This window comes from Terriglobus aquaticus (assembly GCF_025685415.1).
Taxonomy (GTDB): domain Bacteria; phylum Acidobacteriota; class Terriglobia; order Terriglobales; family Acidobacteriaceae; genus Terriglobus; species Terriglobus aquaticus.
The window spans coordinates 236644-262183 of sequence record NZ_JAGSYB010000001.1; the positions used below are offsets into that span (position 1 = coordinate 236644).

The 25540-nt window shown below is 62.6% G+C and carries 21 protein-coding genes and 1 tRNA gene; 9 read left to right on the forward strand and 13 right to left on the reverse strand.

Annotated features, from left to right (window positions below; translation table 11 throughout):
* Positions 1 to 52 precede the first annotated feature (52 nt).
* Genes glgX through OHL12_RS01090 form a run of 3 tightly spaced genes read left to right on the forward strand, consistent with a single transcriptional unit; the run spans position 53 to position 4724 of the window.
* On the forward strand, positions 53 to 2173 hold the full coding sequence (glgX, locus tag OHL12_RS01080; RefSeq protein WP_263411993.1) for a glycogen debranching protein GlgX: 2121 nt from the start codon (positions 53 to 55) through the stop codon (positions 2171 to 2173).
* A gap of 4 nt (positions 2174 to 2177) precedes the next feature.
* Complete coding sequence (locus OHL12_RS01085; protein WP_263411994.1) at positions 2178 to 3026, forward strand: penicillin-binding transpeptidase domain-containing protein; 849 nt, start codon at positions 2178 to 2180, stop codon at positions 3024 to 3026.
* A 36-nt stretch (positions 3027 to 3062) separates the two neighbouring features.
* Positions 3063 to 4724, forward strand: a complete 1662-nt coding sequence (locus OHL12_RS01090; protein WP_263411995.1) for a SpoIID/LytB domain-containing protein — start codon at positions 3063 to 3065, stop codon at positions 4722 to 4724.
* On the opposite strand, the gene OHL12_RS01095 is transcribed toward OHL12_RS01090, so the two are convergent.
* The 11 genes from OHL12_RS01095 to OHL12_RS01145 form a co-directional block, all read right to left on the reverse strand.
* Positions 4721 to 5506: a hypothetical protein gene (locus OHL12_RS01095; RefSeq protein ID WP_263411996.1), complete on the reverse strand. Its 786-nt coding sequence runs from the start codon at positions 5504 to 5506 to the stop codon at positions 4721 to 4723. The two genes, OHL12_RS01090 and OHL12_RS01095, sit on opposite strands and share 4 nt — an antisense overlap.
* Complete coding sequence (locus tag OHL12_RS01100) at positions 5503 to 10194, reverse strand: alpha-2-macroglobulin family protein (RefSeq protein ID WP_263411997.1); 4692 nt, start codon at positions 10192 to 10194, stop codon at positions 5503 to 5505. Before OHL12_RS01100 ends, OHL12_RS01095 begins: the two co-directional genes overlap by 4 nt.
* A gap of 41 nt (positions 10195 to 10235) precedes the next feature.
* Entirely contained in the window at positions 10236 to 11261 is a 1026-nt protein-coding gene (locus OHL12_RS01105; protein ID WP_317889789.1) for a DUF1175 family protein, read from the reverse strand.
* A 41-nt stretch (positions 11262 to 11302) separates the two neighbouring features.
* Positions 11303 to 11932, reverse strand: coding sequence for a GTP cyclohydrolase I FolE (folE, locus tag OHL12_RS01110; protein ID WP_263411999.1), 630 nt, complete (start codon positions 11930 to 11932; stop codon positions 11303 to 11305).
* A gap of 23 nt (positions 11933 to 11955) precedes the next feature.
* Positions 11956 to 12426, reverse strand: coding sequence for a 6-carboxytetrahydropterin synthase (locus OHL12_RS01115; RefSeq protein WP_263412000.1), 471 nt, complete (start codon positions 12424 to 12426; stop codon positions 11956 to 11958).
* Positions 12423 to 12881 (reverse strand): 6-pyruvoyl trahydropterin synthase family protein, encoded by a 459-nt coding sequence (locus tag OHL12_RS01120; protein WP_263412001.1) that lies wholly within the window; start codon positions 12879 to 12881, stop codon positions 12423 to 12425. The genes OHL12_RS01115 and OHL12_RS01120 overlap by 4 nt, the downstream gene beginning before the upstream one ends.
* Positions 12882 to 12946: 65 nt before the next feature.
* A tRNA-Gln gene (locus OHL12_RS01125) sits at positions 12947 to 13020 on the reverse strand.
* 150 nt (positions 13021 to 13170) lie between these two features.
* Positions 13171 to 14751, reverse strand: a complete 1581-nt coding sequence (locus OHL12_RS01130) for an ABC transporter substrate-binding protein (protein WP_263412002.1) — start codon at positions 14749 to 14751, stop codon at positions 13171 to 13173.
* Positions 14748 to 15989: an anhydro-N-acetylmuramic acid kinase gene (locus OHL12_RS01135; protein WP_263412003.1), complete on the reverse strand. Its 1242-nt coding sequence runs from the start codon at positions 15987 to 15989 to the stop codon at positions 14748 to 14750. Before OHL12_RS01135 ends, OHL12_RS01130 begins: the two co-directional genes overlap by 4 nt.
* Positions 15986 to 18616: a DNA mismatch repair protein MutS gene (gene mutS, locus OHL12_RS01140; protein ID WP_263412004.1), complete on the reverse strand. Its 2631-nt coding sequence runs from the start codon at positions 18614 to 18616 to the stop codon at positions 15986 to 15988. Before mutS ends, OHL12_RS01135 begins: the two co-directional genes overlap by 4 nt.
* A 156-nt stretch (positions 18617 to 18772) precedes the next feature.
* Positions 18773 to 19051, reverse strand: coding sequence for a hypothetical protein (locus OHL12_RS01145; RefSeq protein WP_263412005.1), 279 nt, complete (start codon positions 19049 to 19051; stop codon positions 18773 to 18775).
* 201 nt (positions 19052 to 19252) lie between these two features.
* On the opposite strand from OHL12_RS01145, the gene OHL12_RS01150 reads away from it, so the two are divergent.
* From OHL12_RS01150 to OHL12_RS01175, 6 genes are all read left to right on the forward strand, one after another.
* The gene (locus OHL12_RS01150) at positions 19253 to 20074 is read left to right on the forward strand and encodes a cytochrome c biogenesis protein (RefSeq protein WP_263412006.1); all 822 of its coding nucleotides are present in this window, start codon (positions 19253 to 19255) and stop codon (positions 20072 to 20074) included.
* On the forward strand, positions 20071 to 21321 hold the full coding sequence (hemA, locus tag OHL12_RS01155) for a glutamyl-tRNA reductase (protein ID WP_263412007.1): 1251 nt from the start codon (positions 20071 to 20073) through the stop codon (positions 21319 to 21321). The genes OHL12_RS01150 and hemA overlap by 4 nt, the downstream gene beginning before the upstream one ends.
* A 98-nt stretch (positions 21322 to 21419) precedes the next feature.
* The gene (locus OHL12_RS01160) at positions 21420 to 21680 is read left to right on the forward strand and encodes a hypothetical protein (protein WP_263412008.1); all 261 of its coding nucleotides are present in this window, start codon (positions 21420 to 21422) and stop codon (positions 21678 to 21680) included.
* A complete protein-coding gene (locus tag OHL12_RS01165; RefSeq protein ID WP_263412009.1) occupies positions 21680 to 21925 on the forward strand; it encodes a hypothetical protein in 246 nt (81 codons plus the stop codon). The genes OHL12_RS01160 and OHL12_RS01165 overlap by 1 nt, the downstream gene beginning before the upstream one ends.
* Positions 21926 to 22083: 158 nt before the next feature.
* The gene (hemC, locus tag OHL12_RS01170) at positions 22084 to 23181 is read left to right on the forward strand and encodes a hydroxymethylbilane synthase (protein WP_263412010.1); all 1098 of its coding nucleotides are present in this window, start codon (positions 22084 to 22086) and stop codon (positions 23179 to 23181) included.
* Positions 23182 to 23211: 30 nt separating this feature from the next.
* Positions 23212 to 23943, forward strand: coding sequence for a uroporphyrinogen-III synthase (locus tag OHL12_RS01175; RefSeq protein ID WP_263415044.1), 732 nt, complete (start codon positions 23212 to 23214; stop codon positions 23941 to 23943).
* Here the strand turns inward: OHL12_RS01175 and nth are convergent.
* Both nth and OHL12_RS01185 read right to left on the reverse strand, forming a co-directional pair.
* Entirely contained in the window at positions 23940 to 24722 is a 783-nt protein-coding gene (gene nth, locus OHL12_RS01180; RefSeq protein ID WP_263412011.1) for an endonuclease III, read from the reverse strand. The genes OHL12_RS01175 and nth overlap by 4 nt on opposite strands.
* Entirely contained in the window at positions 24722 to 25540 is an 819-nt protein-coding gene (locus OHL12_RS01185) for a chlorite dismutase family protein (RefSeq protein ID WP_263412012.1), read from the reverse strand. The genes nth and OHL12_RS01185 overlap by 1 nt, the downstream gene beginning before the upstream one ends.

Below are 25540 nucleotides of genomic sequence, written 5' to 3' on the forward strand. Positions count from 1 at the left end.
CCTACCGCGCGGAGCATCTCTCTATCCGAACCCAGATTGAAACGGAGATCCAATGAACCGCACGACCCTCCCCGGAAGACCTTACCCGCTTGGCGCCACGCCACAGCGGCTTGGCACAAACTTTGCTCTCTTTTCCGAAACTGCAACGGCCGTGCGCGTGTGCTTTTTTGACGAAAACGGGGTAGAAACCGATTGCGTTCCCCTGAAGGAGCGTACCGCTTTTGTGTGGCACGGCCTGGTGCGCGACATCAAACCCGGACAGCGGTACGGCTACCGCGTGGAAGGTCCGTGGGATCCGGCAAACGGAATGCGTTTCAACAGCAACAAGCTATTGGTAGACCCGTACGCCAAGGCCATCGAGGGCCAGGTGGACTGGAAGAAGCCAATCTTTGCCTACGACGTGGCAAGTGGCGACGAGATGAAGTTTGACCCGCAGAACTCGGCGGACGGTGTGCCGAAGAGCGTGGTTGTCGATCCCAAGTTTGACTGGAGCGGCGATTGTCCTCCCGATACGCCTCTGGCTGACTCGATCATTTATGAAGTTCACGTTGGCGGGTTCACCAAGCAGAACGAACTTGTTCCCGAGAAGCTGCGCGGAACCTACGCCGGCCTGGCGTCGGACGCGAGCATCGCTTACCTGAAAAAACTTGGCGTGACGGCGGTGGAACTTCTGCCGGTGCACCACTTCATCGACGAAGGCCAGTTGGTCGATAAGGGTCTCCGCGATTACTGGGGTTACAACACGCTCGGCTACTTCGCACCGATGTCTCGCTATAGCTCGTGTGGCGACGACGGCTGCCAGGTGAACGAGTTCAAGCAGATGGTGAAGAAGCTCCACTCCGAGGGCATTGAGGTGATCCTCGACGTGGTCTACAACCACACCTGTGAAGGCAACGGCCTGGGACCGCTGCTGAGCATGAAGGGCATCGACAATGTGAACTACTACCGCCGTGTGCCCGGCAAGCCGCAGTACTACATGGATTTCACCGGGACGGGCAACACGCTGAACCTGGTGCATCCGCAGGTGCTGAAGCTGGTGATGGATTCACTGCGCTACTGGGTCACCGAGATGCATGTGGACGGCTTCCGCTTCGATCTCGCATCGACGCTGGCGCGCGAAGAGTCGGCCGTTTCCAAGCTGTCGGGCTTCTTCGACGTCATCCACCAGGACCCGATTCTGCAGAACGTGAAACTGATTGCAGAGCCGTGGGACGTGGGCGACGGTGGGTACCAGGTGGGCAATTTCCCGGTGTTGTGGGCAGAGTGGAACGGCAAGTACCGCGATACGGTTCGTCGATTCTGGAAGGGCGACGAAGGTCTGCTTTCAGACTTTGCATACCGCTTCACAGGATCGTCTGATCTGTACCAGGGCGATGGCAGAAAGCCGAGTGCGTCGATCAATTTCATCACGGCCCACGATGGATTCACGCTTACCGATCTGGTCAGCTACAACGAGAAGCACAACGAGGCCAATGGCGACGACAACAAGGACGGCGCCGACAACAACGACTCTTGGAACATGGGTGCCGAGGGCCCAACAGACGACCAGGCCATCAACGAACTGCGCGAGCGCCAGGTGCGCAACTTCCTGACCACGCTTGTGCTTTCGCAGGGTGTTCCCATGATCTGCGGCGGCGACGAACTGGGCCGGTCGCAGCGGGGCAACAACAACGGCTATTGCCAGGACAACGAGCTGACCTGGTATGACTGGAAGCTGGATGTTCCGCGGCAGCGGCTGATGGAGTTTGCCTCCAAGCTGATCCACCTGCGGCGCGATCACCCGAACCTACGTCGCCGCAAGTTCTTCCAGGACCGCAAGATTCGCGGGTCAGTGGTGCGCGATATTGCATGGTACGGCGCGGACGGCAATGAGTTCTCGGATGCGAACTGGAATGAAACCTGGGCGAAGTCCATTGCGATTCTGCTGAACGGACAGACGCTGGGCGTGACCGATGAGGACGGCAAGGAAGTGAAGGATGATAGCTTCCTGTTCCTGATCAACGCCGCTCCCGAGGGAGTCGAGTTCAAGCTGCCGGAGTCGCCTTCCAAGTCGCAATGGAGGCAGGTGCTGGATACGCAGAACCTTGACGACCCCTTTGAGTCATGCGAGTTTACCGAGAAGGTGATTTTGGGTGGCCGGTCCATTCGCGTGTTCCGCGACGGAGCTAAATAGGGCGGTGGCAGAACCAGGGCCGGTGCGGCAACTGTCGCGCCGGCCCTTTCTGCTGTTCATGGGTGCAGCCGCGATTGGGCTTGCATCGCCGTCACGCTTTGCGCTGGCCAGTACTCTTCGTCAGCCTACGATGGTCGACATCGATCTTGAAAGTGGAGCGGACCATGTCGTCGGAACAGACGGAAATGTCGCATCGGTCCCGGGATCGGCGCTGAAGCCCATGGTTCTGCTGATTGCGTTGCGGCTCGGTGTAATCACACCGCAGACACGAATCGCATGCACCGGAAGCCTGCGCATAGCGGGCCGCAACCTCGCCTGTTCGCATCCCGTCGGCCTTGGTGTGCTCGATGCGGAAGAGGCGCTGGCGTACTCGTGCAACACTTACTTCGCGCGGGTGGCGCAGCAATTGCCGTCAGCGGCGCTGCATGCGGGCCTGCAGAGGTATGGAGTCTTCGTCGCGGCATCGCTTGGCAGGCCAGAAGACCGTGCCTTGGTTGCGCTCGGCCTGGAAGGCGTGTCGGTCACGCCGCTTCAGCTTGCACGTGCTTACACGCAACTGGCTCGTGACCTGGAGATCGCTTCCACAGAGGACGACACCGTACGGCGTGGGTTGCTCGGTTCTGTCGAATATGGGATGGCCCACGCCGCCAAGACGCCCGGCATGGTGCTGGGCGGAAAGACCGGCACTGCTCACGACCCCGCGCCGTTGCTGCAGCACGGATGGTTTGCCGGCATGACCTTCGCTCCGGGAACGCCGATACGTCCGATGCGTGTGGTTGCCGTCTATGTTCCAGGCGGTACGGGGAATGATGCAGCGGGAGCGGCGCACCGATACCTGGAACGGAAGCGCTAGAGCTCGATGCGAATACTGCGCGGGAGATTGCGTTGTGTGCTTCTGCTGCTGCATGGGATGCTGCTGCGGGTGGCGATTGCCGCTCCACGTGCGGAGAATGTAACGGTCCTGCTGTTCCAAACAGAGCAGGTGGAGCAACTGCACTTGCGATTCTCCGGCGCGACCCTGCGAACCTGCCCCACCTGTACGCAGCAAAGCGGAGCCGTTTCGTTGGATCTGAGACGGCAAGGAAACCTGATGCTGGATGCATCGAACCGTCCTCTCCGCTTCGTGGAGCTACATGGGAAGGTGGCGGTTGACACGAGCGGTCATCATCATGCCGAGGCTGCAGGACGTTGGCGAATCGATGTCGTCCATGATCGGTTGCGCGTGCGGTTAGACGTCTCGAGCGAGCGGTATGTCGAGGCGGTGCTGACCGCCGAGGCGGATCCGCAGGAGCCTGTCGAGTCGCTGAAAGCGCTGGCCGTTGTGACGCGATCGTTCGCCGCGACCGCCTCGGGCAGGCACGAGGGTGATGCGTTATGTGACACGACACATTGCCAGACACTTCGTTTCGAACCCGTGCGGCAGAGCATACGCGATGCTGTGTGGGCGACCAGCGGAGAGACGCTCTGGTACGGCGCGCGGCAGGTGCCGGCGTACTTCTCGCAACACTGCGGTGGCTTCACGGAAGATGCGGCCGCTGCGTGGGGCGGGCAAGTGAGACCGTGGCTCTCCGCCCATGCGGACCCATGGTGCATGCGCGTCCCTGCACAATGGCACGCTTCCTTGCCGGAGGCGGATATCCGACGAGCGGTCCAGTCAGAAGGCATCACCATCCCAGGCGCAATTCAGCAGATTGCACCTCTGTCTCAGGATGCGAGTGGAAGGATCCAGCAGCTTCGTCTTCGATTTGCGGGAGGCACACAAACGGTGCGGGCAGCCACCTTCCGCTTTGCGGTTGACCGCAACCTGGGTTGGAACCAGATTCGAAGCGATCGATACCAGGTGCAGCGCGCGGGCGAGAAGTTCGTTTTCGACGGGTCGGGGTTCGGGCACGGCGTAGGGCTGTGCCAAACCGGCGCAGCAGCGATGGCTCGGGCAGGGAAGAGCTACCGCGACATCCTGCGGACGTATTTTCCCGGGACAGTCGTTCGAATCAGCAGGAGTGATGCCGGATGGGTTGACGTACCGGCGAACGGCTTCACGCTGCGCGTAACTCAGCGTGACGGCGCGTTGGCTGAGGACGCGACCGGCGCGTTTGCCGAGGCCCGAATGCGCTGGGAGCAGCCGGTGACGGTACACCCCACGCTGACCGTGTTCCCAACCACGAAGGCCTTTCGCGAAGCGACAGGCGAGCCGGGCTGGGCGCTGGCCGCAACAACGGGGGACCGCATTGCGACGCAACCGGCGGACGTTCTACGGACGCATGGCGGCGCGCGATCGCTGTTCCGGCACGAGTTCCTCCACAGCTTTGTCGAGACGGAGGCGTCGCACACAGCGCCGCTATGGTTGCGTGAGGGCTTGGTGGCCGCTCTCAATGGCGAGTCTTGCCGGGATGCACCCGCGTGGACAGGCGAGCAGGTGAGCACAGCACTCCGCTCCCCGGGCCCCCAGGAGACATCGCAGCGAGCCCATCGTGCGGCATGCGCGCTGGCATTGCGATACTTGCGGGAGCATGGCTTAGCGGCGACACACAGCTTGCTGCAGCAGCGCTAGAGCGCGCTGCCGGTGCCCTCGCGAGTTGGTTGTGCGCTCGCATGGATTCGGTGGAGCAACTCTGCGTCGACACACAGCAGCGCAATGGCGCTCACCACTATGAGCAGGGCAGCCAGGACCAGCCGGAGCAACGCGCTAATCGTTTCGCCCGTTACGGAGTGAGCGGGGTGCCAGGCAAGGACTCGCGGAACGAGTGGGGCAATGACGCCCAGCGTTACAACTGCGACAGCCCAATGTTGCCATTGGGCAAGGCCGCGGAGACCACGCCGCATTGCACCGCTTCGCAGGCCGAAGGTGCTTGACTCCATGGCGATCGGAAGCAGCACAGCCGGCACGAGCACGCCTTGAATGGTGGAGAGCGTGAACTGCTGTAACTGTATAAGCCGCGCGTAGGTGAAGGCGTGCCTAAGCGCGCTGGACATTTGGGAATTCCAATACCCTGCCCGGGTCTCAACACTCGCATAGGCGAGGTCCACTCCGTACCAAAGCGAGGCTGCAATCAGGAGGAACGCACCGAGCAGCAACGCTCCGTGCCAAAGCGGGATGGTCGGCGCACTTGTCCGCAAGCGTCGCACGGCCAGGGCGTTCCAGAGAAGCAGGGCGGACACCACCCCCAGCGCCAGCGCGAGCGACAGCAGCACCTGCCACGTGTGGGAGTCGGGGATCAGCAATCCCAGCATGGCGCAAAGCAGAAGTAGCGCATTGCCGCCCAGCAAGGGCAGCAGCACCGGCCCGCGAACGCGCTGCATGGCTGCGGTCAGAAGATTCCTGCCTGACGTCATCGCACCACCTCCGGCACATCCAGGTGCAGCGTGTCTGTGGTGGCCTGCACTCCGGGCTGGTACATGGGCATCACGCGCGCGGGGCTGATCTGGAAGCTGCCTGCGTTCACGACTTGGACGAGGTAGAACAAGTCTTGCCGGTGCGCAAAGTTGGTGCTGAAGAAGGCAGCACGATCGTCATGGAACTCCTGTCGCGTGTACCAGTCGGTCCACGAGTCAGGAGCGCCCTCGATGTTGTAGCTGCTGCGGTTGCGAACAAATTCGGTTCCCGCGGCGATCGGGTCTTCAATCAGCAAATACTTCTGTGGCGATCCGCTCACGCCCAGGTGGACCGCAAGGATTTCGCCTTTCTGGGCGGTTCCGCTCAGAGGTTGCAACGTGTACACCATGTGGTCGCCGGTTTGTTTAGGAACCAGCCTGTAGTAATCACGTGCGATGTTCAGTTGCATGGTGCCGGCCTGGTATGCGGCTTTTGCGGTGGAGTAGAACTCACCTTGGGCTGACCAGTACGCACGTCCGTTTCCGCGGGTCGCGATCTCCACCTGGTTTGTCTCGGGGTTCAGCCGCGTGGCGTCCAGGGTCACTTCCAGCGTGGCGCCATGCAGAGCATCGGCACGGTTGAAGTGGCGATGCGCGATGTTGGTGTTGTTCACGCGAATGTCTACATCGAGGTCTGCATTCAGCTCCTGTGTCGCGGCGACATACTCCGTGAGGCCGTAGAGGACGAAGGCGCTGTCGTAAGTCGATCCCCACCATGCGCCTTCATCGCGATGCAGAATGAGCCATTGCGCAGCCTTTGGCAGCAGCGGAGATGCCGGTCGTTCCCCGATCAGAAACTTGAGTGCAAACGCCGTGGCGGCGGCGCTCTCATCGCTGTCTACGTCCAGCAGGTTGTTGCGGTCAGCGGCCCAGCTTGCCAGTTCGCCCTGTACCTTCGCCTTTGACTCCAGCAGGGTCGCGATTTCGCTGCTGCGACCGTCTCCGCTTTGCCGCATCGCCAGGCCGGTGTAGGCGAGAGCTTGTGCTGACAGGTCTGCGCGGCGACGGTACAGCAGGTCCAGATCGACCGCCACGTTCCGTTTGTGCAGCGCGAGGGCATACACCACAAAGGCGCGAAGCTCCGGCAGCATGCGCGGATGTTGCGCAAGCTGCTTCACGAGGTAGTCCGCTCCCGAATCGATGTTAGAGTTCGCCTCGGGATATCCTGCGTCGACCGCCTGCTGCAGACCGCTGACGACGTATGCCGTCATAAACACCTGGCTGTCGTCCTCCTGCCACCAGCCCCATCCGCCATTGCTGTGGTGCGTGTCGTTCAACTTCTGAATGCCCGCGGTCACCTGCGCGTGTAGCCTGGCCGAACTTTCCCTGAGCGGCACTCCCAACCTGCTCAGAGCCTTGGACACGAGCAGGTCCGGCAGAAAGCTCGACATGGTTTGCTCCGTGCAGCCGTACGGAAAGCTGGTCAGGTAATCCAGTGCGCCAAACAGGGTGCCAGCGATCGACGGCGAAGCGTTGAGGCGTAGCCGGTGTGCTGCAGGATCGGTTCCGGCCGGGAATTTGAGAACGGCATTCTGAGAGGTGGTATTCACCGCAATGCCGGCATTCGCAACGTTCTGCTTTACGCCGTCGGGCTCAACCGGGAAGCTGAGTTGCAGGGCGTCGCCCTCGGTGGCGCCGGTTGCCTTTGCGGTGAGGGTGGCTGTGCCGATTGCAGAAGCGCGCAGGCGGAAGTTTGTCGTGTTGTCTGCGCGAGGGAGCAGCGCAACCGCTGTTGGCGGGCTCTGCGGCAGTTCAAGGCCGGTTGCGCCCAACGAAAGCTGAACCTGTTGCGCGGAAGGCAAGTAGTTGTGTGCGATCACGGGCACAGTTACGCTGTCGCCCTTGCGCAGGAATCGGGGTTGTCCCATCCGCACGATGATGTTCTTGCGCACGATCACGCGGTTGACGGCACTGCCCGCCTGGGAGCTTGCAGTGATTGCTCGAACGGAGGTCCGCCAGGTGGTCAACGAATCGGGATAGCTGAAGCTAACGCGCGCGTGCCCGTTCGCGTCCGTTCGCACGGCGGGCTGCCAGAACGCTGTATCGGGGAAGTCCTTGCGAATCCGCGGACCCTTTGCGTCCAGGCCGGGCTTTACCTGGGCCAAATGCGGGCCATACCGCGTGTGCCGCATCGCCAACTGCGGGGAACGCGTGCCCGCCTCGCCGGTGAAGTAGTAGGTAAGCGAACTATCGTATTCCGGATAGATCGCACGATCTGGGTACAACTGCTTCACCATGTCGCCGCTGCTGTCCGGGTAAAGCGAATAGATTGCCTCGTCGACCACATCGAAGCTGAGTTCCGCAGCGGTCGGCCGGCCGGCAGCATCGGTCGTCGTAACGTCGTATGCTGCGGTTTGGCCGGGTTGAAAGACCTGCGACACCGGCGCGATGGCGATCTGCAGCCGTTGCTGAACGGGTGGAACAGAAACGCTGCGACGACCCTGGTATAGCTTGTCGTTCTTGACGAGCACGGCATCCAGGGTCAGGTTGGGTTGCGCCTCTTTGCCCAGCGGCAGATCGACGTTCAGAGTGTTGCCGCGTCCTGCGAGCACCTTGCGCAGGATGGGCGCGTTTGCGGTTGCGGTAAACAGCACATGAACGTCTGCGACAGGACTGACCAGCGTCACGTGTGCGGTGTCGCCGGGTGCGTAGGTCTTCTTGTCGGTGAGGATGCGGATCTTCTGCCCATCTGTATCTTCGTCCTCTTCTGATGCCGTGCCGCTGACCCACACGTAATCGGAGTCTTCCACGGTGCGATGCTCCGGAGTTTCCGCGGTGGCGACCACACGCAGCGATCCGTTCGCGGAGGAGCGCACCGCGAGGCTGGCCGTCGCACTGCCGTTGGCTGCGGTATTCACGTCGGTCTCGGCGAGCGTCTTCGCCGAATCCGAGCTGTCGGCGCCGTTGGCAGGCGGTTGCACAAGCCGAACATGGATGCGCGTTTGCACAGGTCGGTCCTTGTAATCCACCGCGCTCACCTGGACGCTGGCGGTGCCGCCGGAAGCAACGGTGTAGCTTTGCGTTTGCGCATGAATGCGGAAGCTGCCATGCGTGGCGGTGAATCGGTACCGCGCAGTGATCTCTCGCCCTGCCTCGTCCGTCACGCCTGCTTCGACCACGTAGTCCGTGTCGTAGCGCTGGTCGTCGCTGAAGTGGGTTGGGATAGGAACCGTCAGCTTGCCGTCAGCGTCCAGTTGACTTGTATGCTCGCTCTGCTGGTCGCCCTCTTCCACGTCCTGTGAAGAGTCGGAAGCATCGTCTGCACTGCTCTGTTCGCCCGCGGCATCATCATCGGCGTCGGTCGGGTCGCCCCACCAATAATGGCGGCTTCGATACACGCGGTACTTGACCCTGCCGTTGCTGACCGGCTCACCGAAGAAGTACCTTGCCTGGACGGTCGCGCTGTTGCTTTCTCCCTGCAGCAGCATGGGCTTGGCTACCGTGACCTGAACCTGGTACTCCGGCTTGCGATACTCCTCCACACGGAATGCCGTGCCTCCGAGCGAAGTGTCGTTGTCACCGCGCGTCAGCGTGAGGCGGGCAAAGCCAAGCCCGACGTCCGCCGGCAGAGGGATGTCGCCCTGAATGGTGCCCATCGCGGACAGCGGCAGATCTTCCTCAAGCAGCGTCTTGTCCGCATCATCGACGGCCTTTACATGAATCGCCCCTGCCTTTGGAACGGCAAGAGTGTTGCCCGAACGGTCGCGCAGGATGGCCTTGAAGTGCACCGTGTTCCCAGGCCGGTAGACCGGTCGATCGGTGTACACATAGGCGACGGATGTGTCCTGGACCGTTTGCGTGAAGCTGTAGGAGAAAGGTGAGCTCAGCGCGACATCGCTTCCGCTGCGCGCCATAAACCAGAGCTTCTGCGCGGCCTCGCTGTCTGCGGTATCGGCGTCGCCAGCACTTGCGGCGTGTTCAAAGACCGCGGTGCCGTCGGCGGCTGAAGCTTTGCGCACGATGGGCCCGCTGCCCAGTTGCATGCTGACCGAAGCATGCGGTACGGAGGCGCCCGTCGTCCGGTCTGCAACGAAGGTGACCACCTCTCCGCTCACAAGCCGCGTCACCAACGCCGTTTGGCTTACCAGCAGAACGGTGTACGCCTTCAGATGGCCGTCGGTCGCCTCCACCAGGTACATGCCGCGATCCAGGCCGCTGATGGGCAGGATCTGGTTGTCGGACACAAAAGTTGCGGGTACACGCAGGCGCCATCGAGCTACGAGCTGCCTGTCGTTCAGCAAAGGTATCTGGGCAAACTGAGCGGCGTTGACGATGACGCTGCGGCGCGCCAGGCTGGACTGCTTCGTTTTGAAAGCGTCGCGAGTCGCTCGGGAAAACTGGGTTCGAAAGAACTCCTTGATCGCGTGCCAGAGGCTGCTCTTCCAGTCATGGAACCGTTCAATCCACGTTTTCTCGTCGATCTGCTCGGGCACGCTCCACGCATGCGACGGATCGCCGAAGCTATGCATCTCCTGCAGCTTCGCGGCGAACGCTTCGGGATCTTCGACGCGGTACACGCGGAACTCCAGCGCGTCCACATCGTGCGTGTACAGGTGCAGTTTCGGTTGAGTTCCGGGTGCAAAGCTCCTGTTTGTACTGAGGGTGAAGTACGGGTTCGCAGCATAGGAGCGAAGGGGCAGCAGGCACACGCAAACCAGCAGCAGCCACAAACGAACGCTTGTTGGAAAGGCTAATCTTCCCTGAGCAGGTTCCAGCGAAAGACGCCCAGAAAGTTCGGATTGCCGGGAGTGGGCCGCCAACGAAAATCCGGATGTTGCAACAGATCCGTGATGCGCGCGCGTCGCATCTCGCCGTGGCTGTGTACCGCTCCTGATCCATCCGGACCCGTGTGATACACGACCCATTCCGCGCCGTCTCCCGTAACAATCATCGAATGATACTGCTGCTCCGGGCCAAGCTGATGAAAGAACAGCAGGTCGCCCGGTTTTGCGGCGCGAATGTCGCGACTGACGCGGAAGCTGTTCCGACTGTATAGCGTCTTGGCATCGGCGTACTCGGCAAAATCGCTCGCCTGAGGGATGGCTGCGTGAACAGGTACGACGCGGAAGAGACCGGCGCCCAACGGCGTGTTCGGATAGTTCCATTGCGTCACGCTCGGCAGCACAGGCATGGACCCAGGCTGAAACTGCTTGTACCAGCGGTCGCCGTGGTTCATCAGGGCAATGCGATAGCTATAGCGGAGCAGGGCACTGCAATCGGTGATCTCGCGGGGCAGGTCGGCGTCCGGCATCGCAGCAGCGCGATCCGCCACGGTGGTGAACCAATGCCGGAAGCGCAGACGATCGTCGGCATCATGCAGTCGCAGAGCATCGGGCAAACCGTCGCCCACGTGATCGCTCCAGGTTCGTGTGCTGTGCAGCGGCAAAAGCCAGGATTGGCTCGAGGACTTGATCTGCAGCAACGTGGCGCCTCCGCCTACGGGTGCTCGATACAAGATCGCAGTCGCGCCATCCGGTTCCGCCAGAAAGGAAACGCGACCAGCGTTGGTGCCAGTCGCAGTCAGTCCTTCTGGCGAGGGCGCTGCGCCGATGATTCGCCTGAGAAGTCCCACGCGATGCGCCCGGCCGTCAGCGATCACGATGCGTGTCGTCGGTTCGCAGGAGACGGCGCGCATCCTTCTGAACTGGACCGCGCCTAGCCCCAGCACACAAAGGAACGCTGCAACCGCAAACACACGACGCGTACGAAACCGCATGCACTCAGGGTAATGCTGCTACATCTCGCAGGCCGCTGTGATTACAGCGCCTGCGGCCTGCGAATGAGCGATAGGAACTCGTTACGAGTCTGCGGGCTGTTCCGGAACGCTCCCAGCATGGCGGATGTGGTGGTGATCGACTGTTGCTTTTCCACGCCGCGCATCATCATGCACAGGTGCTGTGCCTCCAGGATGACCGCAACGCCCTGAGGATCGATCGCGTCGACGATGGAGTCCGCGATCTGCCGCGTCATCCGCTCCTGCACCTGCAAGCGACGGGCGAACACGTCGACCAGCCGAGCGACCTTGCTCAACCCGATCACCTTTCCCTTGGGGATATACGCCACGTGCGCTTTGCCAAAGAAGGGAAGCATGTGGTGCTCGCAGAGGGAGTAGAACTCGATGTCGCGCACGATGACCATCTCGTCATACTCGACATCAAACAGCGCGCCGCGCAGGATCTCCGTGGCGCTCTGCTTGTATCCGCGGGTCAGAAAAGCCAGTGACTTCTGCATCCGCTCGGGAGTCTTCAACAGGCCGTCGCGGGTGGGGTCTTCGCCGATCCGACGCAGGAGTTCGCCGTAAATCTGTTCGATCGTCGCGTTGCTTAGGCTCGTAGTATCCGGGAGCGATCCATTGTTCTGCGAGGATCCAGCTTGGACAGTCTGCATTGTGCTCTCGTCAGGGGTGGGGCTCAACGTGATGCCTCTCTGTGCATTGACTCAAGATCCGCGCCGGAAAGGTCGAAGGAGTTGTTCCGGGTTTCCTCAATGCGCAGGTTCACCAGGCGAAGATCTTCGTGCGAAGTAAGCCCGGGAATGTCGCGTCGCAGAATCCGCTCCACCTCAAGGGCTAGATTCTCAGTCGAGGGAACGAAGTCGCCCGAGAACGTTGGGTCCTGATTCAGGTGGGTATGGTCGAACCGGTTCAGGACGTCCGCCTGTACCAGAGCGTCCAGCTTTGGCAGGTCCACGACAAAGCCGGTTTGAGGATCGATCGGTCCAGCAACGGTGACCTCAAGCCAGTAGTTGTGCCCGTGCCCGTGTGGGTTGTTGCACTTTCCGTAGGTCTCGCGGTTCTGCTCATCGGACAGAGCAGGAGCATGCAGGCGATGCGAAGCGGAGAAACGGTAGCGGCGTGAGAAGTGCGCGATGGGCTTGCTCACGCGGACAGCCCCATGCTGCTCGCCGACTGGTTGGAGTTCCCTGGCGCTTCTTCGCCGTAGAAGTCCGCAAACAGGTCGTCCATCTCATACACGCGCACGCGGTGCAGCCTGGCGTTAGGAACCTTGCCATCGAGTCGTCGCCAGATCGCCACGGCGATGTTTTCAGTGGTCGGGTTTACGTCCTTAAACTCGGGCACTTCGTGGTTCAGGTGGCGATGGTCATAGACGCTGACCACCTCCGCTTCCAGGATGTCCTTCAGCAGTTTCAGGTCGACAACGAACCCGGTTACCGGATCGACTTCGCCGGCTACAGTGACTTCAAGCGTGTAGTTGTGCCCATGACCGTGCGGGTTGGCGCACTTGCCGAAGGCGGCAGCGTTCTGCTCGTCCGTCCAGTTCGGGTTGCGATAGAAGTGGGACGACGAAAAATCGGCTTTGCGGGTCAGGAAGATCATCGCGATTCAGCTTATTGGATGAGCAAGATGCCGCAACGTTGCGCCGGAGTCGCCGCACAAAGCGATGGTTGCCTCCCAGGGATTCGAACCCCGATTGATCGGTTCAGAGCCGACTGTCCTACCATTGAACGAGGAGGCAACATACTGCGGGCTGCCGCACTGACGTGGCGCCCGGCGAGTAGGATTCCCGCGCTGCAGCAACTCTCGCTACGCCGGAACCAACTCCATGAGTGTACGAAAACGCCTGCCTTCAGTCAACGCGCAGCGCTTCCGTTCGGACCGTGCCGCGCTAGCGCGGGTCTGCCGTCGCGGTGCGCAGCCATTCAAAAGTGCCTGAACCCGTAGCGTTCACGCCGTGCAGCCTGCTGGAGTGCACCACAACATTGTCCAGAGACCACAGCACCACCGTAGGCGCTGCGGTGTGCAGGCGTTGCTGCAACTCCACATAGGTCGGGCGACGCTCCGCCTCTGACGTTTCTGCAGCACCGCGCGCAATCAGCGCGTCGACCGTCGGATCGCTGAAGTGGCCGCGGTTGCCACCTTTCGGCGGCATGCGATCGCTGGCGTAGGCGTAGCGGAAGATCTCAGGATCTTCGTTGGAGCCGACCCACCGCAGAACGTACATCTGGAAGGCTCCCTTGGTCACGTCCGAGTAGAAGGTGCCGAACTCGTTCTGGCGCAGCGTCAACTCGATGCCGGCTTCGCGCACCTGCTGCTGCACGATAGCGGCAAGCAGCCGCATGGTATCGTCCGTGGAACTCTTGAGCGTGAGCCGGATGCGAACTCCGTGCGCGTCCGGCTTGTAACCAGCCGCATCCAGCAGAGCGCGCGCCTTTGGGAGGTCTCGCGTGTACGGCACCACCTCATTGCTGCGCAGCGCCGCCCAGTGCTGCGGTGGCAACAGCGTTTCCGAGATGCGGGCATGATCCCGCCAAAGCGCATGCACCATCGCCGGCCGATCCAGGCTCCATTCAAAGGCCTGCCGCACCCGCTCGTCGGCAAGCAGCGGGTCGCGAACGTTGAAGGTGATGTAGTTCACGATGGAGCCGGGCTGGCTTTCCGTAACCACGCTGGGGTCGTTGCGCAGCGAGTACACGGTGTCCGTCGTCAGGGCGTTGCTCGTCACATCCGCGGACCCTTTGCGCAATTCCAGGGCGCGGGTAATCGCATCCGGAACGATATCGAAGCGGAGCTTGCGAAGATGCGGAGCGCCCGCCCAGTATGCGTCATTGGCGCGCAGCAGAACTTCCTTGTCCTGCACCTGCGACACAAACACGAACGGCCCCGAGCCCATGGGGTGGTCGCCCAGTTCTTTGCCGGCTCCGCGCTCCACCACGGCGAACAGGCCATCGCTCATGTTGAACAGCAGACCACCGTCGTGCTGCTTCAGGTGAACGACGCAGGTGCGATCGTCCGGTGCCTCGGCCCGATCGACGTTGGCAAAGGCGCCAGCCTTGCTGGTCACGATGCTGCCGTTGTGCATGCTGTCAATGGACCAGGCGACGTCGGCCGCGGTGAGAGGTTTTTCGTCGTGAAAGTGCACGCCAGGACGGATGTGCAGGACCAGCGTGCGCGGGTCCGTCCACTCCCAGCGTTCCGCCAGCCACGGCTGCAGCAGTCCGTGCTCGTCCTTTTGCACCACAGCGTCAAATAGAAGAGCCCCGATATGCTCAGCCTGCGCGTCGGATCCGATCCGGATGTCGAGGTTGGTCGGCGAGTTTTCGATATCGATGACGACGGTATCGCGGTCGTGCGGCACCGAGGTGCACGCGATGAGACCGAGTGCGGCAACGCTGAGGACCAGGGCAAGAGCAGCAGAGCCAGCCTGCCGAGCCCAAGGTGCGCGATTGCGGAAAGCTGATCGTGTCAAAGCGTGATCCTGCCCAGCAGCACGGGACCTTTCGCTCCCGTTGCCGACGGAACATTGCCGGGCAGCCCATGCCACCGCAGCCACGCCAGCAGAGCGAACGCGACTGCCTCCTTCGCCTCTGCGGGTATGCCCGTGTCATCACTCGTAGAGACCTCGATGCCGAGCGGCTCCAAACCCTCCCGGAGCATCCGCATGAGGCTTGCATTTCGTGATCCGCCGCCCGCCACGATGTACTCCGCTGCGTCAGCCAGGGGAGCGTGTTGTCCGAGGAACGGCCAGACGAATCTTCGGTACGCCTCCAGGATCGACTCGGCTGTGAGTGCCGTTGCCGTTGCAATCACGTCCGCATCCGCTCCTTCGGCAGTGCGGCACTGCGCGATGAACCGATCTACAAAGGTCCCGCCAAACTCTTCCCGTCCGCAACTCTTTGGCGCGGGCTCAGCGAAGTACAGATGTCGCAGGCTGTCGGCGAGCACAGCTTGCAGGATCTGTCCTTTGGCCGCTGTTCGTCCGTCCCGATCCAGGCGTTTGTTGTAGAGCCGCTGCATCGCTCCATCGATTACTACGTTGGCCGGGCCGGAATCGAAAGCTAGCACCTCGGTCGAACCCGCCGGCAGTGCCGCCATATTCGCAATGCCGCCCAGATTTTGCAGGATGCGGTTGCGCGTGGGGTGCGCGTACAGCACGCGATCCAGCATCGGTACCAGAGGCGCGCCCTGGCCACCCGCTGCCATGTCCGCCGGACGGAAATCACTGACCACCGGCAGGCCGGTACGGGCAGCGATCTCTGCCGCCTCGCCAAGCTGCCACGTACACCGCAGCGTTGTGCCCAGGTATTTCGCAGGTGCGCCTTGGTGGTACACCGTCTGTCCGTGAACGCCGGCCAGCTTGGCTCGTGTGCCAAGCTGTGCTTCCGCTGCCAGAATCGCTTCGGCGTACACCTCACCCAAGCGCCAGTGAAGCCGAGCTAGTTCGGCGGTGGAGATGCTCCGCGCGTCCATGGCTGCCAGCACGGCGGCACGCAGTCTTGACGGGTATGCGGAGTGTGTGTGCCCCAAGAGCTTGATCCGCGGCGTACCGTCAGACCGGCCGGGGCTGATGCGCACCAGCGCAACGTCGACCCCGTCGGCAGACGTTCCACTCATCACACCGGCTACCACTAGGGGCCCCGGCGGAGGATACGGCAGGCTTGCCCTCTGCTGCCGGCGCTTGGCCTCTACTCGGTCAGTGCTGCTCATTGTTCGATCTCCTGCTTCAACTCGGCCAGCAATTGCAGAGCTTCCATGGGCGTCATCCGGTCTACGTCCGTCGAGCGCACACGGTCGACCACACGCTGCGACAGGGGCGTAAACATGGTCATCTGCAGTGCCGGTTCCGCTGCCTGTACGACGGCTGCACCCGCGGCGACGCCGGCGCTTTCCGCCTTCTCATGCAGCTTCAGCACCGCTCGTGCGCGCTCGATCACGACACGCGGAACACCGGCCAGCTTTGCCACTTCGATGCCGTAGCTGCGATCGGCCGCGCCGCTTTCCACCTGGTGCAGGAACACGATGCCCGCGCCGCCTTCGCGGCAGGCCACGCGCAGATTCTTGAGCCGATCGAGCTTGGATTCGAGAAGTGTGAGCTCGTGGTAATGCGTGGCAAACAGCGTGCGGGCACCGATGCGATCGTGCAGATGCTCCACGGTCGCCCACGCCAGCGAAAGGCCGTCGTAGGTCGCCGTTCCCCGGCCCATCTCGTCCAGCAGAACGAGCGAGCGCGACGTTGCCGTGTTCAGGATGGCAGCAGTTTCGGTCATCTCCACCATGAAGGTGGAGCGGCCGCGGCTCACGTTGTCACTCGCGCCGATGCGGGTGAAGATGCGGTCGACCAGGCCAAGCCGCATGTGCGCCGCAGGCACAAAGGAGCCTGCCTGCGCCAGGATCACCAGAAGCGCCGCCATGCGCAGGTAAGTCGATTTGCCGCCCATGTTCGGTCCCGTGATAAGCGCCAGCGAAGGACCGTTCTCTGCGTCCAAGTAACCGCCGTTGGGGACGAAACGGCCGGATCCACTCTCTTCCAACCGCAGTTCGACGACCGGATGTCTCCCCTCCGCGAACTCCAGAACGCCGCCCTCGCCTGCGATCTCTGGCCGGGTCCAGTTGCGCAGCACGGCCAGGTGCGCGAAGTTCAGCAGTACATCGACTTCGGCCACCCTGCGCGCGGTTTCGCGCATGCGCGTGGCGTCGTTCAGTACCAGCCGCCTCAGTTCGCCGAAGATGCGGCGCTCCAGTTCTGCAATGCGCTCCTGTGCAGTGAGCACCTTGTGCTCGTAGTCCTTCAGCTCCGGCGTGGTGAAGCGCTCCGCATTGACCAGCGTTTGCTTGCGTTCGTAGTCGGCGGGCACGTTGGCCAGATTGCTGCGGGTGATTTCCAGGTAGTAGCCGAACACATTGTTGAAGCGCACCTTCAACGAGGCGATGCCGGTGCGGGCACGTTCGCGTTCCTCAATGGCGGCGATTGCCTCGCGACCGCTGCGTGACAGGCCGCGCAAATCGTCCAGTTCGACGTCCACGCCATCCGCGATGGCGTCCCCGTCGCCAAGCTTCAACGGCGGCTCCGGGGATAGAACGCGGGCGATTTGCCCAGCGGTATCCGTGAGCGCGTCGAAGCCATCCCGCAACGAATGCCATCGCCTCGCCGAAAGCTCGGCGAGCCCAGAGGCGATCTCCGGCAGCGCATCCAGGGTCCGGCCCAGTGCCAGCACATCTCGCGGACCGGCCGAGTCCAGCGCAAGGCGACCCAGAAGCCTCTCCAGATCCAGCACGCCCTCGAGCGCGCGCCGCAGCCGTTCGCGCCGGGCCAGCGATGCCGCTGCCTCCGCTACCGCTTCGTGCCGGGCTACGATCTCGTCGGGCTGCAGAGATGGCCGTTGCAGCCATAGCCGCAGCAGGCGTTTGCCCATCGGCGTCCGGCACTGGTCCAGTGCGTAGCAGAGGGTGGTCTGTTGCGACTCGCCGCTGAAGAGAGGCTCCGTGATCTCCAGGTTGCGCAGGCTGACCGCATCCAGTTCTAGCGCGGTCGCACGTTCATAACAGCGAGGCGTGTCCAGGTGTTCCAGATGCTCGTGCCGCGTCGATCGCAGATAATGCAGCACGGCCCCTGCCGCGGTGGCTGCCGCCGCGCGCCCGGCCATGCCGAAGCCGTCCAGCGATGGGATGCGGTAGTGCCCCTGAAGCAATGGGATCGCGTATTCCGAGGTGAACACCCAATCTTCCATCGGCGTCCGCGTGCGCACGCTGCGGAACATCTCGGTCGCGGCATCCTCTTCTTCGCCGTCCAGCGATGTCTGTACCGAGCCCAGGCGCAAGCCCTGCGGAAGCAGCAACTCGCGAGGATGCGTTCGGCTCAGTTCCTCGCAGGCGTCCTGCACGGCAGTCTTGCCGCGGAACTCGGTTGCGCGGAACTCACCCGTGGACAGGTCGAGCAGAGCCACGCCGGCGCGGTCTGCCTTGCTTTCCACCGCGAGCGCCGCCAGGTAGTTGCTCTCGGAAGGTCCGAGCGAAGAGTCCAGCGCCGTTCCCGGCGTGAGAACGCGGGTGACTTCCCGGCGCACCAGCGTTTTGGTGAGCTTGGGGTCTTCCACCTGCTCGCAGATCGCGACGCGAAACCCCCGCCGCAGCAGTTTCTGAAGGTAGCCCTCGGCAGCGTGATAGGGGACGCCGCACATGGGAACGCTGCGTTCCTTGTCGCGCGCTGTCAACGTCAGTTGCAGCTCGCGGGCAGCGACTACGGCGTCTTCATAGAAGAGTTCGTAGAAGTCGCCCATCCGGAAAAAGATGAGCGCATCCGGATGCGCAGCCTTGGCGGCGGCATGCTGCCGCATGGCCGGCGTAACTCCGTCGCCTGCTTTTTTCTCCCGAACTGCCGTTTCCGAGGCCACTGATCCGACTTCAGCATAGCGGTTTCAGTGTGGGCCCGGCACAAACAAGCGAGCCCTGCCAGGGTGGCAGGGCTCGCGCACTTGCAGTGGATCGGGATACTAGCGAGTCTGAACGTTTGCGTCGCTGCCGTGCAGCTTCACTTGTTTGTTGTAGATGCCGAGAATCAGGAACGGCGCCACCCACTGTCCGACGAACAGGGCGGCGTGATCCTTCTTTGCGATCTTGAAGCTGACCGACGCTGCGATCGAAGCAATCGCGGCGGCCAGATAAAAGCCGCTTGGAACTTTGGATGTGTAGCTCTCGATGTAGGCCGTGATCTTGCCTTCTTCTGCCTCGCCTGGCTTCACGCGCGTGTCGCCTTCTAGGTTCCAATCCATAGGTGTCTCCCTGTCCCGGGCGTCTGCCCGTTCTCACTGCGTGGGATGCAGATTTTCGGTCTGGGTTTAGTCTCGTGGCGGCACATTGCGCTGATGAACAGCAGCAAGGGGTTGTTGCCGCGCCACCGAAACCGGCCGGGCAAGGGAATGTCAGACCTATACTGGTTGATGGGGGCGGCCAGTGCTTCTCCCGCCTGGCACATGTCCCTGTTTTGGCTCAGACTCGCGGTGGTGTTGTACGGTGTGGCAGCGCTGGCGGTATTGCCGGCGGCCCTGTACGACCGTCCGCGATGGCGGCTGGTTGCAGTTCCGGCCACAGTAGCCGCTCTGCTGTTCCACTTTGTTTCGCTTGCAGAGGTGCTTGCGGCGGCGCACCGCTGGGTACCCGTGAATGCCAGCGAAGTGCAAGCAGTGCTGGCACTTCTGCTGGCCGCAGCCTTCTTACTGGTCGTGGCGGTGTACGGCAGCCTGACGATCGGTGTGGTTCTGTTGCCGGTGGTCTTCCTGCTGGGGCTGTTGCCGGCGTTTTCACCCGGGTCGCACGAACTTGCGGCACCGCTGCTGCGGTCTGGCTGGATCACGCTGCACATTCTGTTGCTGCTGGCGGCCTACGCGGCGCTGATCGTTTGCATGTTTTCCAGCGTTCTCTATTTGTTGCAGGAGAAGCGGTTGAAGGCGCGCCGCCCCGCCACAGGGCTGCTGGCGCGCATTCCGCCGTTGCAGGACCTGGATCAGATTTCGTTGCGTTCGCTTCTAATCGGCCTGCCCTGCATGACCGGTGGCTTGCTCATCGGTTCGGCACTGGCTGCCAGCGAGTATGGCGCGGTGTACTTTCGCGATCCTAAGGTGCTCCTGAGCTTTGCCATGTGGCTGGCGTATGTGGGCATGATTGCCATTCGCCGATCGGCCGGACTGCGTGGCCGGCGCGCCGTGTGGCTGTCGTCCTTCGTCTTTGTGGTCATGCTCGCGGTGTGGTCGGCGAACCAGGTGTCGACCGTACACCGCTTTGCGGGGCGCCCATGAGCCTGACCCTGCTGGGTGTCAACCACCTGAGCGCGCCGCTTGACGTTCGCGAGCGGCTGGCGATCCCTGCCGGCCGGCTGGCGGATGCGATCCGCTCGCTGGCGCATCGGCCAGGTGTGCGCGAGGCGGTCATCTTGTCCACGTGTAATCGGGTGGAACTGCTGACCGAGCAGGAGCAGGCCGCCGATCTGCGCAGCTTTCTGGGCGAGTACTTCAGCATCGCGCCCCATGAACTCGATCCCCACCTGTATGAGTTTCGCGAACGCGAGGCTGTGCGGCACCTGTTCCGCGTGGCCAGTTCGCTGGACAGCATGGTGGTGGGCGAGCCGCAGATCCTGGGCCAGGTTAAGGACAGCTACGCTGTGGCCCGCGAGGTGGGAGCGGTCTCCAGTTCACTGGAGCGCCTGCTGCAGTCGGCCTTTGCGGTTGCGAAGAAGGTACGCACCGAAACTGAGATTGGCTCGACCTCTGTTTCCATCGCGTCGGTTGCTGTGGACCTGGCAAAGCGCATCTTCGGATCGTTGCAGAGTTCGCAGGTGCTGCTGGTGGGGGCAGGAAAGATGAGCGAACTCGCGGCGCGCCATCTCATCTCCCAAGGCGCTTCTCAGATCCTGGTTGCCAACCGCACACCCGAACGTGCCCAGCGCCTGGCGGCGGAATTCCACGGACTGGCCGTACCTTTTGCCGATCTGCAGGTCCACGCTCCCAAAGCCGACATCATCATCACGTCGACCGGTGCGGGTCGCAACTTGTTCAGCGTTCCGGAGGCGCAGGCGATCCTCCACAAGCGACGGGGCAAACCGGTCTTCTTCATCGATATCGCGGTACCCCGGGACGTGGACCCGGCCGTCAACGGTGTCGATGGAGCGTTTGTGTACTCCATCGATGATCTGCAGGAAGTAGCCGCGCAGAACCTGACGGAACGATCGCGCGAAGCCGCGGCTGCAGAGCAAATCGTTGCGGACGAGGTAGACCGGTATCAGCAGCGGCTCCAGTCGCTGGATGCCGTTCCTGGTATCCGCGCCCTGCAGCAGCAGGCGGAACAACTGCGCCTCGCAGAGCTGGATCGCAACCGGGCACGACTGGCCGATCTTTCGCCGGAGCAGCAGGCCGCCGTGGAGGCGCTGACGCGCTCCCTGACGAACAAGTTCCTGCACGCACCCATGACTGCCATGCGCGAAGCTGCCAACGCCGGGGACGCCGGTTCGCTTTCCGAACTGCACCGCATTTATAAGCTGAAGCGCTAGCCTTTCGTCACCCGGCTCAAGGAACAGAATGGCGCGGTCGCCCGCAAGCCACTCGCCTCGCGCCCCCGTCATCACACTGTTTCGAGTGAGGTGAGCCCATGGCGGAAACAAGCGCGCACGAACCACGCGGATTGGGAGAACATGCCCGCGGGATCGCGAGTGAAAATGCACACCAACAGGGTTGGGGATTGAACGAGGAGCAACGCGCCCGCAGCTCTGCCGACGCCACCAACGCTGTTGGCGGAGACGACTACGACTACGGTGCCCGCGACTTTGGCGACGAGCCGATCAACATGGGCGGCAGCAAGCCGGAAGACGTAGACAAGGCGCGCGAAATGCTGCAGAAGGAGAGCGAGTAATGGCAGAAGGACACGACAGCAAGCAGGCCCGTGAAGCCTTTGAGGCAGCAGAACGAAACAGGAACGAACCCATTCCCGAAGCCGAGCGGGGCGGACACGACAAATCCCACGCCGCGCACCTGCAGACGGAGGGCAAGGCTCACACCATGCCGGAAGGAAACCACCGCCAGGGCAGTGAACCTGGGGCATTGCGCGAGCCGCCGCAAGACCCGGGCAGAATCGGAAAGACGTTCCGACGGCAATAATGCGCTCGAAATCGTCTACTCCGTTTGGAGCTTAGACAGGCCTGACGGAACCAAGTCGAAGGGCATCTCGGTAGAGAATAAGCCGCCAGGCAATAAGGCTGGCAGCTTATCTCTGCACGGCTTTCCCGCCGTCCTGCCGCTGCTTTACCATCAGCCCTATGCACCTCCGTCTCGGAAGCCGCGGATCGAAGCTTGCGCTCTGGCAGAGTCACCACGTTGCCGCTCTGCTGGAAGCGCACGGCCACAGTACGGAAATCCTCCTGATCCGCACCACGGGCGATCGCATGCAAGACCCGGCGTATGCCGCGGCGCACCCGGTCACGCCGGAACTGGATGGCAAAGGGATCTTCATCAAGGAGATCGAAGAAGCGCTTCTGGCCGGCACCATCGACCTGGCCGTGCACTCGCTTAAGGATCTTCCGACCCAGCTCGACGAACGTTTCACGCTCGCTGCCATCCCTGAGCGTGCCGATCCGCGGGATGCCCTGTTGTGCCCCGAGTGGTTGCAGTTGCACACCCTGCCACAAGGTGCCCGTGTCGGGACAACATCTCCGCGGCGGGTTGCGCAACTGCTGGCGCATCGGCCAGACCTGGAATTCATCGGCATCCGTGGCAACATTGATACCCGGATCCGCAAGCTGGCAGCCGGCGAGTGCGACGCACTGGTGTTGGCCTGCGCTGGAATCGATCGCCTCGGCGGCGGCCTTCTCCGGCCGGTGGAACTCGATCCGCAGCATCCGGAGTTCGGGCGCGCGCCGCACATTGAGTGCATCACTCATCCGGACAGCAATCATCTTGCCCACGCCGAGCACGGCGACGATTGGCCGGGCCAGGCAGATTGGATCAGGGAACGGTTCGATCCGGCGGTGCTGTGCCCGGCACCGGGGCAGGGCGCGCTCGCCATTGAAACGCTGGCCCGCGAGGCAGAGGTGATCGCCGCCACGGCAGTGTTGGACGATGCGAGCACGCGCTTCGCAGTGGAAGCGGAGCGTTGGCTGCTTCATGGCCTGGGTGGAGGCTGCAGTTTGCCCGTTGGCGCTCTGTGTACGCTACGTGGTGGGGCCGCTACGCTGCAGGCGAACGTGACTGCGCCGGACGGGGAACGCATGATTACCCTGACCGAGCAGGCCGCCAGCGAGGAATCGGCGGAGGTCTTCGGCACGCGCATCGCGGCACACCTGGTGACTTTGGGCGCAAACGCGCTGCTGAACGGCGAAGACGTGCTCGACGCTGAATTCGCAGACTCACTGCGGTAGCCGGTGCCAGCTCCGGGAAAGCGCGTCTTGGTGACACGGGCGGCGCACCAGGCCTCCTCACTGGGGGACGCACTCGCTGCCCGTGGGCTCACCGTTGTCGCCATTCCAGCAATTGCTTTGGAGCAACCTACGGACGAGTACGGTGCGCTGCACAGCGCGCTGGAGCGCCTGGACGAGTTCGACTGGCTGCTCTTCACCTCCGCCAATGCGGTAGAGGTGTTTGCGCGCGAATGTGACGAGCTCGGCATCGACGATGTGCCACGCCGCATCGGCAGCATTGGCGCGGCGACCTCACGCGCTTTACAGCAGGCCGGTCTGCGCGTGAGCCTGCAGCCTTCTACAGCCGTGAGTGAAACGTTCGCGGCGGAGCTGAAGCCGCATGTGCGTCATCAGCAGGTGCTGCTGGTGCAGGCTGAGTCGGCACGCGATGTTCTTCCGCGCGAACTCCGCTCGGCTGGCGCTGAGGTGCTGGTGGTGCCGGCGTACCGGACTGTCGTTCCGGTGGAGTCGGCCGATGCGCTCCGCCGCGAACTCCCTCGGCTCGATGCGGCCACCTTCACCAGCTCGTCTAGTGTGCGCAACCTGCTGGAATTGTGCGATGCCGCTGGACTGACACTTCCGCGCAACATCGTGCTCGCCAGCATCGGGCCCATCACCTCGCAAACGCTGCGGGCGTGTGGGTACGAGCCACAGGTCGAGGCGCCGGTTGCGGACGTCGAGGTGCTGGCGAGTTTGCTGGCGAAACACCTGAGCCGAACCTAGTGTGAACTCCAGGTTTTGTCGGCGGAGTTACAGCTCGTTTCGAGAGAGCAGTCTGCGCACTTGGGCTTGCGGGCCTCGCAGATCTGTCGGCCGTGATGGATCAGTTGATGGGAGAAGTCGATCCACTTGTCCTGCGGCAGGATCGCCATCAGGTCGCGCTCGACCTTGACTGGGTCGTCGTTGACAGTCAGCTCAAGCCGGCGTGACAGACGCAGCACATGCGTGTCGACCACCACGCCGCTCGCGATGCCGTACCACGACCCCAGCACCACGTTGCTGGTCTTGCGCGCCGCGCCGGGTATGCGCAGCATCTCGTCCATGGTCTGCGGCACCTCGCCGCCGAACTCATTGACCACGACCTTGGCAGCGCCCACCAGCGACTTCGACTTCTGGCGGAAGAAACTAAGAGACTTGATGATCTCCTGAATCGCCTCGGGCTGGGCGTGCGCCATGGCCTGGGGTGTGGGGTAGGCATGGAACAGGGCAGGGGTGACCATGTTGACGCGCGCGTCAGTACACTGCGCGCTCAGGATGGTCGCCACCGTCAGCTCCCATGCGTTCGTGTGGTTGAGCGCACACACCGCATCGGGGTAGGTCTTCTGCAACGCGTCGACAATGGCGGCGACCCGCTCTGGCGCCAACGGCTTCTTTGTCTTGCCGGGCCGCCGCTTTGGCGCTACCGGTTCGGTCGCTGCAATCTGCCGGGCACGCACACCCTTTGCAACGGCAGCCGTCTTGGTTGCCGATCGCCTCGCAGGAACCGCTTTCTTCGCGACCATTAGCCGAGCTGATCCAGCATCTGCAGCGCTGTCATCCGCACGCAGGAGAAGATCGGATAGTCCTTGAGCGTATACATGCTGATCTCTGTTTCGCGCAACTGCTGGACCAGGTCGACGAAGTCTTCTGGGAAGTTCGTCTCAAACGCGACAACGAATTCCTGGTCGTCGATGCCGAAGCTATAGGTCGTATTCAGCTTTACGCGCGGGTAAGCCAGGCCGATGCGGATGTGCTCATCCATGAGGCGGCGGCGTTCTTCAAGCGACAGCAGGTACCACGGACGCGTCTTCCAAAACGGGTAGATGAAGATGTACTTGTGTCCGCCGGGACGGATGGCTCCTCGGCCTTCGCCTTCGCTCTCATCTTCGCGATCGATCTGGTACTGCGACCGCTTGGTCATGGAGAGAAAGTGATGCGGAATGGTGAGATAGCCGCCCAGCGGAGTTGCAAGTAGCTCCGCGCGCATCGTGTTCATCTCGGCAACGGAATAGCAGATGGACCATACGCAGAAGTCGGCGTCACCACGGGTGCCGATGGTGGAGTAAGTGAGCGAAAGGAACTCGCCCGGCCGGTTCCACCGTTGCAGAACGCCCGCGAACGCGGCTTTGTGCTCGGCCTTCACGTGCTCAGGCAGGCGCTTCCATTCCGGCATGATCTTGTAGAACGAGAATGCTACGATCTGGCGCTTTACGGGCGCGCCGCCCCCATGCTGCGGCCGTGCGCCGTATCCCGTTGCAGGCGCCTGCTGCGGGGTGATGGTGTGCGCAGAGGAGGTTGCTGCGGGAGCCTCGGCGGCGGGATGGGTCGCGGTTTCTGCCAT